Source organism: Kitasatospora sp. NPDC033851 (assembly GCF_055576085.1).
Genome location: NZ_JBVIRL010000006.1, coordinates 71,925 through 87,157 on the forward strand (window position 1 = coordinate 71,925; position 15,233 = coordinate 87,157).

General features: G+C 71.1%; 12 protein-coding genes. 8 read left to right on the forward strand and 4 right to left on the reverse strand.

All coding sequences use genetic code 11. The annotated features are described in order from the left end of the window. Positions 1-77: 77 nt before the first annotated feature. The 6 genes from ACZ51D_RS13895 to ACZ51D_RS13920 all read left to right on the forward strand — a co-directional run bounded on the left by ACZ51D_RS13895 (position 78) and on the right by ACZ51D_RS13920 (position 6,304). On the forward strand, positions 78-1,727 hold the full coding sequence (locus tag ACZ51D_RS13895; RefSeq protein ID WP_465616276.1) for an alpha/beta hydrolase: 1,650 nt from the start codon (positions 78-80) through the stop codon (positions 1,725-1,727). A gap of 334 nt (positions 1,728-2,061) precedes the next feature. Further along, positions 2,062-2,547, forward strand: coding sequence for a 2-oxo-4-hydroxy-4-carboxy-5-ureidoimidazoline decarboxylase (locus tag ACZ51D_RS13900; RefSeq protein ID WP_465616274.1), 486 nt, complete (start codon positions 2,062-2,064; stop codon positions 2,545-2,547). A 309-nt stretch (positions 2,548-2,856) separates the two neighbouring features. Continuing rightward, complete coding sequence (sdhC, locus tag ACZ51D_RS13905) at positions 2,857-3,237, forward strand: succinate dehydrogenase, cytochrome b556 subunit (RefSeq protein WP_189916136.1); 381 nt, start codon at positions 2,857-2,859, stop codon at positions 3,235-3,237. Positions 3,238-3,245: 8 nt separating this feature from the next. Further along, positions 3,246-3,737, forward strand: coding sequence for a succinate dehydrogenase, hydrophobic membrane anchor protein (sdhD, locus tag ACZ51D_RS13910; RefSeq protein ID WP_360495220.1), 492 nt, complete (start codon positions 3,246-3,248; stop codon positions 3,735-3,737). Positions 3,738-3,788: 51 nt separating this feature from the next. Further along, complete coding sequence (gene sdhA, locus ACZ51D_RS13915; protein ID WP_360495217.1) at positions 3,789-5,531, forward strand: succinate dehydrogenase flavoprotein subunit; 1,743 nt, start codon at positions 3,789-3,791, stop codon at positions 5,529-5,531. Next, a complete protein-coding gene (locus ACZ51D_RS13920; RefSeq protein WP_360495214.1) occupies positions 5,531-6,304 on the forward strand; it encodes a succinate dehydrogenase iron-sulfur subunit in 774 nt (257 codons plus the stop codon). The genes sdhA and ACZ51D_RS13920 overlap by 1 nt, the downstream gene beginning before the upstream one ends. A 65-nt stretch (positions 6,305-6,369) precedes the next feature. Here the strand turns inward: ACZ51D_RS13920 and ACZ51D_RS13925 are convergent, their stop codons facing one another. Together ACZ51D_RS13925 and ACZ51D_RS13930 are read right to left on the reverse strand one after the other, a co-directional pair. Next, entirely contained in the window at positions 6,370-7,665 is a 1,296-nt protein-coding gene (locus ACZ51D_RS13925; protein WP_465662401.1) for a hypothetical protein, read from the reverse strand. Between the two features lie 92 nt (positions 7,666-7,757). Beyond that, on the reverse strand, positions 7,758-8,015 hold the full coding sequence (locus tag ACZ51D_RS13930; RefSeq protein WP_030059128.1) for an SCO4848 family membrane protein: 258 nt from the start codon (positions 8,013-8,015) through the stop codon (positions 7,758-7,760). Positions 8,016-8,156: 141 nt separating this feature from the next. On the opposite strand from ACZ51D_RS13930, the gene ACZ51D_RS13935 reads away from it, so the two are divergent. Continuing rightward, entirely contained in the window at positions 8,157-9,362 is a 1,206-nt protein-coding gene (locus tag ACZ51D_RS13935) for a D-alanyl-D-alanine carboxypeptidase family protein (protein ID WP_465616270.1), read from the forward strand. A 27-nt stretch (positions 9,363-9,389) separates the two neighbouring features. Here ACZ51D_RS13935 and ACZ51D_RS13940 read toward each other — a convergent pair whose 3' ends face one another. Next, entirely contained in the window at positions 9,390-10,394 is a 1,005-nt protein-coding gene (locus ACZ51D_RS13940; RefSeq protein WP_465616268.1) for a YihY/virulence factor BrkB family protein, read from the reverse strand. 67 nt (positions 10,395-10,461) lie between these two features. Further along, the gene (locus tag ACZ51D_RS13945) at positions 10,462-11,460 is read right to left on the reverse strand and encodes a glycosyltransferase family 2 protein (protein ID WP_465616266.1); all 999 of its coding nucleotides are present in this window, start codon (positions 11,458-11,460) and stop codon (positions 10,462-10,464) included. 134 nt (positions 11,461-11,594) lie between these two features. Between ACZ51D_RS13945 and ACZ51D_RS13950 the strand changes: the two genes are divergently transcribed. Continuing rightward, complete coding sequence (locus ACZ51D_RS13950; protein WP_465616264.1) at positions 11,595-15,167, forward strand: bifunctional glycosyltransferase/CDP-glycerol:glycerophosphate glycerophosphotransferase; 3,573 nt, start codon at positions 11,595-11,597, stop codon at positions 15,165-15,167. Positions 15,168-15,233 lie beyond the last annotated feature (66 nt).

Below are 15,233 nucleotides of genomic sequence, written 5' to 3' on the forward strand. Positions count from 1 at the left end.
CGCCCGGAGGCGACCGATCGACTCGGCACGGGAGGGCCATGATCGAACGCGTCACCACCCAGTGGTACACACGTGCGATGAGAACCTTCCGGGCCGCCCGCCCACGAGTCCTGCTGACCGCCGTGGCGGCAGGCACCCTCCTCCTCACCACCGCCTGCGACGACACCGCCAAGCCGGCCCAGGACAAGGCCGCCGGCACCTCCGCGCCCGCCGCCGCCTCGGGCACGGCCACCCCGGCGCCGACCGCCAAGGCCACCGGTGAGGCCGACCCGGCCCTCAAGCCCTTCTACGGCCAGCAGATCACCTGGGCGGACTGCCCGGCCGACCCCCAGGCCGAGAAGGCCAAGATCGACACCTCCGGGATGAAGTGCGGCAAGCTGCACGTCCCGCTCGACTACGCCAACCCCGCCACCGACGCGATCGACCTCGCGCTGATCAAGTACCCGGCCGCCAAGCCGGACCAGCGGATCGGCTCGCTGATGGTCAACCCGGGCGGCCCCGGCGGCTCCGGCGTCGAGATGGTCGAGTACGGCGCCAAGGACTTCGTCGGCGCCCTGCACAACCGCTTCGACGTGATCGGCTTCGACCCCCGCGGCACCGGCGGCAGCTCGCCGGTCGTCTGCTACGACGACAAGCAGCACGACGCCGTCAACCAGCTGGACGAGCCGCTGGACCCGGCCGAGCGCAAGGCCGCGCAGATCAAGCAGTCCACCGACCACGCCGCCGCCTGCCAGGCCAAGTCCGGCAAGCTGCTGCCCTTCGTCGGCACCCGCAACACCGCCCGCGACCTGGACGTGCTGCGCGGCGTCGTCGGCGACCGGAAGCTCAACTACCTGGGCATCTCCTACGGCACCTACCTCGGCGCGCTCTACGCCGAGGAGTTCCCGCAGAACACCGGCCGACTGATCCTGGACGGCGCCGTCGACCCGGCCGAGGACAGCCTGGACCACGGCGTCGACCAGCAGGTCGGCTTCGAGAAGTCCTTCGAGCGCTTCGCCGCCGACTGCGTCGAGAACCACGCCGCCGAGTGCCCGCTCGGCAAGGACCGGAACGCGGCCGCCAAGAAGGCCGCCGACTTCCTGGACAGCCTGCACGACAGCCCGCTGACCGCCAAGGACGGCCGCAAGCTCGGCCGCGACCTGGCCTGGACCGGCACCATCCAGATGCTCTACGGCGACGAGAAGACCTCCTGGCAGTACCTGCGGGCCGGCCTGGGCATGGCGATGACGATGAAGCGCGGGGACCTGCTGCTGGCCTTCGCCGACGAGTACGACGGCCGCGACGAGAAGGGCCACTACAGCCCCATGGAGGAGGCCAACGCCGCGATCGGCTGCGCCGACACCGCCCGCCCCGCGCCCACCCCCGAACACGCCAGGGCCGCGGTGGACCGGCTGCTCGCCGAGGCGCCGCTGCTGTCCAAGGGCGTCACGGTGGACGACTACAGCGAGCCCGGCTGCGCCTACTGGCCGTTCAAGACCCAGGAGAAGCCGCACACCGTCCGGGCCGAGGGCAGCGCCCCGATCCTGGTGGTCGGCTCCACCGGGGACCCGGCCACCCCGTACGCCTCGGCCGAGTCCCTGGCCAAGGGCTTCGCCAACGCCACCCTGCTCACCCGGGTCGGCGAGGGCCACGGCGCCTTCGGCAAGGGCAACACCTGCATCGACCGGGCCATGGAGGCCTACCTGACCGAGGGCACCATGCCGGCCGCGGGCACCCGCTGCACCTGAGCCCGCACCTGAGCCCGCACCTTGGCCCGGGCGGCCCGGCAGGCCGTGCGATTAGCAGATGAACGCGGGGAGGGCGCTGACGCGAAGGTGTCAACGTCACAACTTGATAGCTCGTCCGGATGAATTCGGCGCGCGCCCTCCCCAACTGATGACGCCTCAACTACCTTTGAGACGCTGCCCCACCGGCGCCGAGCGCCTCTCCGCAGCCCCATACTTCATCTGCTTCACCACCCCTGCTTCACCGGCACCTTCCCGCCCTCACGAGGAGGACCCGCTGGCCAGCGACATCCCGTCACAGCGGCTCGACGTCAGAACAGAGCCGACCCTCCTCGGGTTGCACCGCTTCAACGAGGCCGACGCCGGCGCCGCCGAGGAGGCCCTCCTGGCCTGCTGCGGCAGCCGCCGCTGGGCCCTGCGGCTCACCGCACACCGGCCGTACCCCGACATAGAGTCCCTGCTGGCCGCCGCCAGCGAGGCCTCCTACGACCTCCGCCCGGCCGACCTCGCCGAGGCGCTGGCGGACGAGAGCTGGATGCCGCAGCCGCTGCTCGGCATGCGGGCTCCCGGCAGCCAGGCCGCGCACACCGCGCTGCGGGCGGCGCACGCCGCGTACGAGGCCCGGTTCGGCCACGTCTTCGTGGTCTGCCTGGAGAGCGTCGCCCCGGAGGAGATGCTCGACACCGTGCTCTCCTCCATCCGCATCCGACTGGCCAACGACCCGGACGAGGAGCGGCTGATCGCGGCGGACGAGCTCCGCCGGATCGCCCTGACCCGGCTGGAACACCTGGTCGCCACCCATTCGGAGGCCGGAGCGCACTGAGCCGCCCCCCGCCCGCCGCACATCCGGGGGGCGAAACCGCCCGTACGGGTGAATTGCGAATGAAGCCTGACCGCCGCGCCCCGCACCCTCATGTGCGGGGCGCGACCATGTCGCCACTCGGAGTGGCGAACTCCGCCCCGGTTCCCGCCCCACTAGGCCAGAAGTGCCTGATTGATCACACCTGGGGCCCCCGGAGGCGGCACGGGAGAAGGCGTCGATAGGATGCTCGCGGCCGGTGGACCGTACCCGGCCGGGCTGACCGACACCGAAGCCGGCCGAGCCCCCAATCCGCTTCCGGAGGGTTTTTCCGTGCCGGCTGGAACGCTGTACCGCGGCCGGGAAGGCATGTGGAGCTGGGTGGCTCATCGAGTCACCGGCGTCCTCATCTTCTTCTTCCTGTTCGCCCACGTCCTGGACACCGCCCTCGTGCGAGTGTCGCCGGAGTCCTACGACACCGTCATTCAGACGTACAAGACTCCCCTCGTGAACCTGATGGAGTACGGCCTGGTGGCCGCCATCCTGTTCCACGCCCTGAACGGCCTGCGCGTCGTCGCGGTCGACTTCTGGTCCAAGGGCCCGAAGTACCAGAAGCAGATGCTCTGGACCGTGGTCGGAGTCTGGGTGCTCCTGATGGCCGGCTCCTTCTACGGGATCCTGCAGCACACGCTGATCTCCTGGTTCGGGAAGTGAGCTGACACATGTCCACGGAAATCTCCGACGCCATCGTCGTCCCCTCCAAGCAGGCGCACACCGGCAAGGGCCTCGGCACCGGCAACCCCGCCGACGCCTTCGTCATCGAGCCGCCGCGCCAGCGGACCAAGAAGACCCCGCGCCGCACCCGCACCAACTTCGAGATGCTGGCCTGGCTCTTCATGCGCCTGTCCGGTGTCGTCCTGGTCGCCCTGATCCTCGGCCACCTGATCATCATGCTGATGCTCGACGGTGGCGTCTCCAAGATCGGCTTCGCCTTCGTGGCCGGCCGCTGGGCCTCGCCGTTCTGGCAGGGCTGGGACCTCCTGATGCTCTGGCTCGCCATGCTGCACGGCGCCAACGGCATGCGTCAGGTCATCAACGACTACGCCGAGAAGGACTCGACCCGGCTCTGGCTCAAGGGACTCATGGGTACCGCCACGGTCTTCACCGTGCTGCTGGGCACCCTGGTGATCTTCACCTTCGACCCCAACATCTGAGCCGCGAGCACCATCGACCATCGGCAGAGGCCAGAGGCGAGTTAACCCCCCATGCAGATTCACCAGTACGACACCGTCATCGTCGGCGCCGGCGGCGCCGGCATGCGCGCGGCCATCGAGTCCACGCAGCGCAGCCGCACCGCCGTCCTGACCAAGCTCTACCCGACCCGGTCCCACACCGGCGCGGCCCAGGGCGGCATGTGCGCCGCCCTCGCCAACGTCGAAGAGGACAACTGGGAGTGGCACACCTTCGACACGGTCAAGGGCGGTGACTACCTGGTCGACCAGGACGCCGCCGAGATCATGTGCAAGGAGGCCATCGACGCCGTCCTCGACCTGGAGAAGATGGGCCTGCCCTTCTCCCGCACCGAGCAGGGCCGCATCGACCAGCGCCGCTTCGGCGGTCACTCCCGCAACCACGGCGAGGCCCCGGTCCGCCGCTCGTGCTACGCGGCCGACCGCACCGGCCACATGATCCTCCAGACGCTGTTCCAGAACTGCGTCAAGCACGGCGTCGAGTTCTTCAACGAGTTCTACGTCCTCGACCTGCTGATCAACGAGGGCAGGACGGCCGGCGTCGTCGCCTACGAGCTGGCCACCGGCGAGATCCACGTCTTCCAGGCCAAGTCGGTCGTGTTCGCCTCCGGCGGCACCGGCAAGTTCTTCAAGGTCTCCTCCAACGCCCACACCCTCACCGGTGACGGCCAGGCCCTGGTGTACCGCCGCGGCCTGCCGCTGGAGGACATGGAGTTCTTCCAGTTCCACCCGACGGGCATCTGGCGCATGGGCATCCTGCTCACCGAGGGCGCCCGCGGCGAGGGCGGCATCCTGCGCAACAAGGACGGCGAGCGCTTCATGGAGCGCTACGCCCCCGTCATGAAGGACCTCGCGTCCCGTGACGTCTGCTCCCGCGCGATCTACACCGAGATCCGCGAAGGCCGCGGCTGCGGTCCGGACGGCGACCACGTCTACCTGGACCTCACCCACCTGCCGCCGGAGCAGCTCGACGCCAAGCTCCCCGACATCACCGAGTTCGCGCGCACCTACCTCGGCATCGAGCCCTACACGGACCCGATCCCGATCCAGCCCACCGCGCACTACGCCATGGGCGGCATCCCGACCAACGTCGAGGGTGAGGTCCTGCGCAACAACACCGACGTCGTCCCCGGCCTGTACGCGGCCGGCGAGGTCGCCTGCGTGTCCGTGCACGGCGCCAACCGCCTGGGCACCAACTCGCTGCTGGACATCAACGTGTTCGGCAAGCGCGCGGGCATCGCCGCCGCCGACTACGCGCAGACCGTGGACTACACCGAGCTGCCCGAGAACCCGGCCGAGAAGGTCCAGGCCCTGGTCGACGGCCTCCGCGAGTCCACCGGCACCGAGTCCGTCGCGCAGATCCGCAAGGAGCTGCAGGAGACCATGGACGCCAACGCCATGGTCTACCGCACCGGCGCCACCCTGAAGCAGGCCGTCGAGGACATCGCCGCACTGCGCGAGCGCTACAAGCACGTCGCCATCCAGGACAAGGGCTTCCGCTACAACACGGACCTGCTGGAGGCCGTCGAGCTGGGCAACCTGCTCGACCTGGCCGAGGTGCTCGCCGTCTCCGCGCTCGCCCGCGAGGAGTCCCGCGGCGGCCACTACCGCGAGGACTTCCCGACCCGTGACGACGTGAAGTTCATGCAGCACACCATGGCGTACCAGGAGGTGGCCGCCGACGGCACCACCTCCATCCGCCTCGACTACAAGCCGGTCGTCACGACCCGCTACCAGCCGATGGAGCGTAAGTACTGATGAGCACTCCGACTGTGGAGAAGCACTCGGCCGCTCTGGACGCGGTCGAGGCGGGCGGTGTCCAGCTGATCACCGTCACCTTCCGGATCCGCCGGTTCAACCCGGAGGAGCACCCGGACCCGGTGTGGGTCGACTACCAGCTCACCATGGACCCGAAGGAGCGCGTCCTGGACGCGCTCAACAAGATCAAGTGGGAGCAGGACGGCACCCTCACCTACCGCCGTTCCTGCGCGCACGGCATCTGCGGCTCCGACGCCATGCGGATCAACGGCCGCAACCGGCTCGCGTGCAAGACCCTGATCAAGGACGTCGACCCGGAGAAGCCGATCACGATCGAGGCCATCAAGGGCCTCACGGTCCTCAAGGACCTCGTCGTGGACATGGACCCGTTCTTCCAGGCGTACAAGGACGTCATGCCGTTCCTCATCACCAAGGGGAACGAGCCGACCCGCGAGCGCCTGCAGTCCGCCGAGGACCGCGAGCGCTTCGACGACACCACCAAGTGCATCCTGTGCGCCGCGTGCACGTCGTCCTGCCCCGTGTTCTGGAACGACGGCCAGTACTTCGGCCCGGCCGCCATCGTCAACGCGCACCGCTTCATCTTCGACTCGCGCGACGAGGGTGCCGAGCAGCGCCTGGAGATCCTCAACGACCGCGAAGGCGTGTGGCGTTGCCGCACCACCTTCAACTGCTCCGAGGCCTGCCCGCGCGGCATCGAGGTCACCAAGGCGATCCAGGAAGTGAAGCGGGCGCTGGTCACCCGCCGCTTCTGACCCCCGCCTGAAACCGCGAAGGCCCCCGCCCGATCCCCGGATCGGACGGGGGCCTTCGCGTTCCCCTAACGCAGCGCGCCGAGGTCCTTCGGCGCGGCCCAGCCGCCGAAGGTCACCAGGTGCCGGTCGGCCGTGACGGCCCACAGGTCCGGCTTGCCGTCCCCGTCACCGTCGCCCGAGCTGCCGAGCGTCGGGTAGGCGGCGGCAGTGAAGCCGGTGGCCACCACGTTCGCCGGCGGGGCGGCGAGGGCGGAGAAGTCGAAGGTGCCGTCGGCCTTCTTCGGGACGGGGTAGGCATGCAGCTCACCGGTGGCCCGGTCACGCGCCCAGAGCGCGAGGTCGCCGGCCGCGTCCGGGCCGGGGGCGATCAGGTCGTAGCCGTTCCAGGTGCCGGTGGTGGTGAGCTTGCGGGCCTGCTGGTAGCCGAAGGCGAAGTCGCCCCCGGCGTGCAGCCAGAGGTTGCCGTTCTCCAGGGTCAGCAGCGACGGCCCGAAGTCCTCGCCGGTCGGGCCGAACGCGACCAGCTGGTCCGCCTTCGACCAGTCGCGGGCATAGTCGGCGGGGCAGGCCACGACCGTCCCGGTGCCGTCCACGCACTCGGTCGACCGCTCGGCGCCGGACCACATCTGGCCGAACGAGCCGTAGTCGAGGTTCCGGTACAGGTAGAGGTAGCCCTGGCCGGGCTTGTGGACGAAGAAGTCGTCCGCGGACGGCGCGTGGTCGGTCCAGCCGCGGTGCGCCACCTGGTACGAGGCCCAGCTGGTGCGATCGGGCGCGATGGCCGCACGGACCGTCGAAGCCGGCGTGGTGTCGGAGGCGTTCACGCCGATGTACTGCAGGTTGCCCTGGGCGTCCGGCAGCAAGATGTCCGCGACACCGTCCCCGTCGACGTCACCGAGGGTCGTCGGCGGGTTGGGGTTCGAGGGGGCGGAGAAGGTGAAGCCCGCCCGGCCGGTGTTGCCCGCGCGGTCCGTCACCTCGACGTTGAGGGTGTTGGTGCCCCAGTTCAGGATCGTGAGGTTCACGGTGACCGTGCCGTCGGCGTCCGGACGGACGGACCCCGGCGCGTCGCAGCCGGAGGAGACCCCGAGGTAGCCCCAGCCGTACCGGACGCACGCGACCCCGGAGGCCGTCCCGCCGGGCGGGGCCGGGTCGGCCGTCCTGAGGACGAAGGTCGCCTTCTGCCCCGCGTACTTGGCGGCGGGGCCGCCCGCCGGGAAGTCGGGCGAGGAGACCGTGACCGTCGGGCTCGTGGTGTCCGGCGCGGTGTCGGCCACCGCCGCCGTCGGCGTGGCGAGCAGGCCCGCCGCCACGGTCGCCGCGGCCAGCCCCCCGAGCCTGCGCGGATATGCGTGCTTCATCAGGATTCCCCACCCTTGTCTGCGGATCTGTTCGATACGTGCACGAGCGGTGGCGATCCTGCCAGCGGGGACTGACAGCGGCAACGGGGATTTCAGTCGGTGGCCGGGGTGCGGCGGGTGGCGCGGAGGCCGCGGAGGCCGATGGTGCCGACGGCGATGCCGAGGGCGAAGGAGGTGACGGCGAGGAGGAGGTGGACCCAGAAGAAGGCGGTGGGCTGGGAGTGGTCGCCGTTGGTGAAGGCCTGGCCGCCGGAGTCCTTCCACAGGTTCTTGACGAAGGTGGTCCAGATGATGATCGACCAGACCCCGAAGGCGGTCAGGAACCAGGAGGTGCGGCGGCTGAGCTTCATGGGTGGTCCTCGACGGGGGTGTGAAGGTGGTGTGCGTCCCCAGTATGCGCGGGCCGCCGATCGGCGTACGGCGGGCCCCTCCTGCGGAGGACGGGCCCGGAGTGGCGGACGCCCGGGGTCGGGAATGGGTACGGTCTGCTGGTGCCCACACCCCCTCACACGTTCGCGCGTCTGTGCGCCGCGGTCACCGCGGCCCTCCCGGTCCTCCTCGTCGCCCCGGTGGCGGTCGCGGCCCCGCAGCAGCCGCCACCGTCGGCCGCGGTCGGCGGCGAGCGGCTGGGGAACCCCGGGGTGCAGGTCGCCCCGCTGGCGGGCGCCCCCGCGCTGCCGGGCGACCTCACCGGCCAGTCCTGGATAGTCTCCGACGCGATGTCAGGCGAGGTGCTGGCGTCCTACAATCCGCACCTCAAGCTGCCTCCGGCGAGCACCCTGAAGATCCTCTTCGCGGACACCGTGCTGCCCAAGTTCGACCGCAACGCGGTGCACAAGGTCGCCGACGAGGAGATCCAGGGGATCGGCGCCGGCAGCAGCCTGGTCGGCATCAAGGAGAACCTGGAGTACCGGGTCGAGGACCTGTGGCGCGGGGTGTTCCTGAGTTCGGGCAACGACGCGGTGCACGTCCTGTCGCACATGAACGGCGGCGTCCAGCAGACCGTCGCGGAGATGCAGGCGCGCGCCGAGGCGCTGCAGGCGAAGGACACCAGGGTGGTCTCCCCGGACGGTTACGACATGGACGGCCAGGTCTCCTCGGCGTACGACCTGTCGCTGTTCGCCCGGGCCGGCCTGCGCAACGCGGACTTCCGGAGCTACTGCGCCACCCGGGACGCGATGTTCCCGGGCGCCGTGGACAAGAACACCGGCCAGCGCGGCAGCTTCGGGATCGCCAACACCGACCGGCTGCTGGGCAAGTACCCGGGGCTGATCGGGGTGAAGAACGGCACCACCACCAACGCCGGCTCGACCTTCGTCGGGGCGGCCGAGCGTGACGGGCGCACCCTGCTGGTGACGGTGATGCACCCGGCGAGCTACCAGAAGGTGTACGACGAGACGGCCGCCCTGCTGGACTGGGGCTTCGCCGCGGCGGGCAAGGTCCAGCCGGTCGGCAAGCTGGTCGACGAGGTCCCGCCGGGTGGCGCCGAGCCGACGGGCCAGGCCGGCGGCACGGCCGGTGCGCCCGCGCCGCCGCCGCACCCCTCCCCCGCCGCCACCGGGCCCGCCACCGCGGGCGCGCCCGCGGCTGCCGGGGATGACGGGCTCGGCCTCGTCGGCTGGTCGGCCGTCGTGCTGGCCGGGGTCGGGGTCGGGTACGGCGCGCTGGTCCTGCGGCGGCGCCGCTCCGCCGGCTGACCGCCCGTCGAGCGAGCGGGCCCGGTCTCAGTCCTGGGACCGGGCCTTGCCGTTCTCGGCGTGCGCCTTGCCGTTCTCCGCGTGTGCCTCGGCCTTCTCCGGGCGCGCCGCGGCCTTCTCGGCCTGCGCCTCCGCCTCGTCGGCGGCCTCCAGCAGGGCCCGTCCGTGCGCCCTGGTCCGTTCCCGGGCGGCCGCCGGGTCGGCCATCGCGGTCCAGGCGACGCAGTACATCAGCAGCCGGCAGACGAAGTTGATCCACAGCAGCAGCGCGACCGGCGTGGCGAAGGCCCCGTACAGGCTCCGCCCGGCGACCGAGCCCAGGTAGGAGGCGAGCAGGAGCTTCAGCAGTTCGAAGCCGACCGCGCCGATCAGCGCGCCCTGCAGGAGGTCCCGGCGGCGCTGGCCGGTGATTCCGGGGAACGGCGCCAGCAGGTAGGCGAACAGGAGGGTGTCGCACCCTATGGCGATCAGGACGCCGACGCCGGTCAGCAGGTAACCGCTGCCCAGGCCGATCGCGCCGGCGATCCGCCCGGCCAGGGTCGTCCCGGCGGCGGAGGCGGCGAGGGAGAACAGCGACACCAGGCCGAGGCCGCCCAGCACCACGACGTCCCAGGCCTTGCGCAGCACCGGGTTGCTTTCCTCGTCGGGGAGCTGCCACAGGTCCCGGATCGAGGTGCGCATGGTGTCCACCCAGCCGAGGCCGGAGACCAGCAGCAGCGCCCCGCCGACCACCCCGACCGCGCCCGCGCTGGCCACCAGGGACGGCAGGTTGAGCGCGTCCGAGAGGCCCGGCAGCTGGTCGGAGATGCGGGTCTGCAGGTCGTGCACCCGGCTGTCGCTGAGCGTCGCGACGGCGACCGCCAGGCCCACGGTGAGCAGCGGGAAGAGGGCCAGGAAGCCGAAGAAGGTCACGGCGCCGGCCAGCCGGTTGCCGCGGGCGGCGGAGAAGTACTCGTACACCCGGTACGGGCGGCTGCGCAGCACCCGGGCGACGAGCGGGCCGATGGCCGGAAGGCGAGTCAGGAAGTCCACCCGACCGGTTATACCGGCCCGTCCCCCGAATGGCCCTCAGGCGCGGGCCCGAATCAGGCTGACCTGCCTACCGCTTGACGAGGCGGCGGGCCTTCGCCACGGCGCGGACGGCCTGGTAGGCGCCGTAGCGGCCGTGGCTGAGGAGCTCGGTGCGTACGCCGTCCACGCCGGCCGGCGGGCGGTAGCCGGCGGGGCGCAGCCGGGTGCAGTGCGCGGCGGCGCGGCGGAAGTACTCGCGGCGGTCGCCGGGCGGGACCCGGCCGGGCTTGGAGACCACGGTGTTGAGGTGGTGCAGCATCCGGCCGTAGACGACCGGGCGCCAGTGGTCCAGGTCGGGGCGGCGGTCGAGGAAGGCGAAGACCAGGTCGTACTGGGCGAAGACGTCGAAGTGCTTGCGGCTCGCGGTGGCCAGGATGTTGCCGCCCTCCTGGCGCTGGCGGTAGTGCACGCCGATCCGGTCGAGGAGGGTGATCCGGCTCGCGGCGAGCAGCGCCGGGTACGTCCAGGGGGTGTCCTCGTAGTAGCCGGCGGGGAAGACCAGCTGCTGCTCGGTGATGAAGTCGCGGCGGTAGGCCTTGTTCCAGACGACCTGGAGGAGGTCGAGCAGGTCGGGGCGGGCGGCGAGGTCGAAGACGTCCGGGGAGGCGGCGCCGAAGACGTGGGCGGAGGCGGCCCGGGTGGTCCGGCCGTCGACGTAGGTGCGGGCGTAGTCGTAGACGAGGACGTCCGGGTCGCCGGTGGCGGCGAGCCGCTCGTCGATGGCCTTGAGCAGGCCGGGGGTGAGGGTGTCGTCGCTGTCGAGGAAGATCACGTAGTCCCCGCCGGCGACGTCCAGGCCGGCGTTGCGGGCCCGGCCGAGGCCGACGTTCTCCGGCAGGTGCAGCACCCGGACCCGGGGGTCGGCGGCGGCGGCCTCGTCCAGCATCGTGCCGCAGGCGTCCGGGGAGCGGTCGTCCACCGCGATCAGTTCGAGGTCCGGGCCGTCCTGGCCGAGCACCGAGTCGAGGCACTCGGCGAGGTAGTCCTGGACCTTGTACACGGGGACGACAACGCTGAAGCGGGGCACGGGCCCAGCGTAGTGGCCCCCGGGGAGGGCCCTGGCCCAGAGGTAGGATCGGGTCGCACGTACGCACCGATCAAAGTGCGGTCAGGCCCCCACCGGGCTGCCACGCTCCTTCCCCAGAAAGGCCTGCGTAGCCGATGGCTCCCCGCCTCTCCATCGTCGTTCCGATCTACAACGTCGAGCGTTATCTCGTCGAGTGCCTCGACTCGATCGCCGCCCAGACCTTCACGGACTTCGAGTGCGTCATGGTCGACGACGGTTCGAAGGACGACAGCGCGGCCCTCGCCGAGGCGTACGCGGCCAAGGACTCGCGCTTCCGGCTGGTCCGCCAGGTGAACAAGGGCCTCGGCGCGGCCCGCAACACCGGCATCCGGCACATCGACCCGGACTCCGAGTTCCTGTGCTTCGTGGACAGTGACGACTCGATGCCGCCGAGCGCGTACGAGCTGATGATCAACACGCTGGAGGAGACCGGCTCGGACTTCTGCACCGGCAACGTGCTGCGCTTCCGCGCCGTGGGCTACTACCAGTCCGGCGGCCACGTGAAGCCGTTCAAGGAGACCAAGCTCAAAACCCACATCACCGAGGTCCCGGCGCTGGTCACCGACCGCACCGCGTGGAACAAGGTGTACCGGCGCTCCTTCTTCGACGCCGCGGGCATCCTGTACCCCGAGGGCATCCTGTACGAGGACGCCCCGGTCAGCGTCCCGCACCACTACCTGGCCAAGAGCGTGGACGTGCTCTCCGAGCCGATCTACCACTGGCGCGAGCGCGAGGTCGGCGAGATGTCGATCACGCAGATGCGCACCAACCCGAAGGGCCTGATCGACCGCGTGGCCTCGGTCGAGCTGGTCCGCGAGTGGCTGAAGAAGCAGACCGAGCCGCGCTTCGCCCAGTACCTGCGCTCCTACGACGAGAACACCCTCGTCGAGGAGATCCCGATGTTCTTCTGGTCCGTCGTGGACGGCGACAAGGAGTACCGGGACGCCTACGTGCAGAACGTCAGCCGGCTGCTCCGGGCGATCGGCCCCGAGCAGGTCCGCAAGCTGCGCGCGCCGCTGCGGCTGAAGTTCCACCTGACCCTGGCGGGCCGGGTGGACGAGCTGGTCGAGCAGATCAAGTACGAGGGCGAGAGCGGCGGCGGTGTCCAGGCCCGCGGTCTGCTGCGCCCGTACGCCGACTACCCGTTCCTGCGCGGCGGGCGCAAGAGCGTGCCGTCCGGCGTGCTCAAGCTGGACAACTCGCTGGTCATGCGCAGCCGGCTGTACGAGAGCGCCTGGGTGGGCGGGAAGCTGCAGCTGACCGGGCACGCGTACCCGGAGCAGCTGGGCGCGGCCAACAAGCACGACATGGTCCGCACCCTGGTGCTGCGCGAGACCAAGGGCCGCCGGGTGATCGCGGTGCCGATGAAGACCACGTACAGCCCCGAGGCCACCGCGAGCTGCAACCACGACCTGTACAGCTGCGACTGGTCCGGCTTCTCCGTCTCCCTCGACCCGAAGAAGCTCAAGCACCGCGGCCAGTGGAAGGACGGGCACTGGCGCTTCCTGGTGGCCGGCGCGGGCAAGGGCGGGGTGTACAAGGGCCGGATCTCGGCCGGCTGGAGCGACACCGCGCAGTACATCCCCTCGCACTGGGTCGAGCCGGACGTGCGGATCATGCCGTGGGTCCGGGACAGCTTCGTCTACCTGCGGGTCGAGACGGTGAAGGCCCGGGTGACCGGCCTGGCCGCGCACGCCGGCCGGGTGGAGGTCTCGGGCGCGGCCCGCTCCGGCCCGAGCTTCGCCGGGGCCCGGCTGCAGCTCACCCACGTCGAGTCGGACCGCACCCTGGACGTCCCGCTGGAGCTGGACGCGCCGGTCGGCTCCCTGCAGCCCTTCACCGCGTCCTTCCAGGTCGCCGAGCTGACCGCCGTCCGCGAGGCCTGGGCCGAGCTGGACCCGGTGGCCGCCGAGCGCGCCCGCGACCGCTGGGACACCGCGCTGCTGCTGGCTGACGGCAGCGTCGTCCGGCTGGTCTGGGACGAGCGCAACGCGCCCGAGCAGCTGCACCTGCCGCTGAACCCGCAGGCCCCGGCCGGTCTGCGCCGGGCGCTGTACTCCAAGCCCTCCCCTAGCGGCTACCTGCAGTTCTCCGACCAGCTGCTGCAGCCGCTGGTGGACGAGGTGTCCTCGCGCGGCGCCGACGGCTTCCTGCTCAGCGGCTCGTTCCCGCTGCCCGGCGCGCACCTCTGGGAGCTGGTGGTCCGGCACAACTGGCGCGAGGAGGAGCACGTCTACCCGGTGGAGATCTCGGAGGGCCGGTTCCGCACCGCGCTGCCCGCCGTGCCGACGGCCTCGTTCGCCGGCCGGGTGCCGTTCGCCAAGGGCACCTGGGACGTCTACTTCCGCCAGGTCGGCGCGCCGGTCGAGAAGCTGACCGACGCCTCCGCGCAGGTCACCCCGGTCTGCTTCGCCGCCCTGCCGCTGGAGGTGGAGTCCCGCGGCAAGCGCATCGTGCTGGAGCGCCGCCACCACGACGGCCTGTCGCTGGAGGCGCACGCGGCGCTGCTGCCCGAGGAGCGGTCCGGCTACCGCCAGCGCCAGCTGCGCAGCGTCGACTACCCGGCCGCCCGCCGGCTGCCGGTGCGCGACACGGTGCTGTACAACGCCGGCAACGGCAGCATGTACGCCGACTCGCCGCGGGCGGTCCACGAGGAGCTGGTCCGCCGCGGTCTGGCGCTGGAGCACCTGTGGGGCAGCGACGACATGCAGGTCGAGCTGCCGCAGAGCGCGTCGGCGGTCCGGCTGTGGAGCCCGGAGTGGTTCGAGGCGCTGGCCACCGCCAAGTACATCGTCACCAGCACCCACCTGCCCGACTTCTTCGTCCGCCGCCCCGGCCAGGTCGTTCTGCAGACCTGGCAGGGCAGCCCGCTGAAGCAGGTCGGCTTCGACTTCGAGAAGGTCTGGTTCACCGACTCCAACTACCTCAAGTCCCTGGCCCGGGAGGTTCCGAACTGGAGCCTGCTGGTGGCCGGCAGCAGCTGGGCGGCCCCGGTGCTGCGGCGCGCCTTCGACTTCAAGGGCGAGATCCTGGAGAGCGGTGCGCCCCGGAACGACCTGCTGTTCGCGGCCGACCGGGACAAGACCGCCGAGCAGGTCCGGGAGCGGCTCGGCCTGCCCGAGGGCAAGAAGGTCGTGCTCTACGCGCCGACCTGGCGCGAGGACCGGCGCCGGCCGCAGGGCGGCTACCAGATCGACCTGCGGATCGACCTGGAGGCGGCGAAGGCCGCGCTCGGCGACGACCAGGTGCTGCTGGTGCGCCGGCACAACGTGATGTGCGGGCAGATCCCGGGTGCCGGCAACGGCTACATCTGGGACGTCGGCAGCTACCCCGACATGGCGGAGCTGCTGCTGATCGCCGACGTGCTGGTGACGGACTACTCGTCGAGCGTGTTCGACTTCGCGTCGACCGGCAAGCCGATGTTCTTCTTCACCCACGACCTGGAGCACTACCGGGACAACCTGCGCGGATTCAGCCTGGACTTCGAGGCGGAGGCGCCCGGCCCGCTGCTGGCCACCTCCGAGGAGCTGGTCTCCGCGCTCGGCCGGGTGGACGAGGTCGCGGCCGAGTTCGCGGACAAGGCCGCCGCGTTCCGTGAGGCGTACTGCGACCTGGACGACGGCAAGGCCGCCGCCCGGGTGGTCGACGCGATGCTCCGCAAGGAGTAGTCACCGCGAACGGTCCGAGAGGCGCCCGACACCACCGGTGTCGGGCGCCTCCGCATTTCCCGGAGC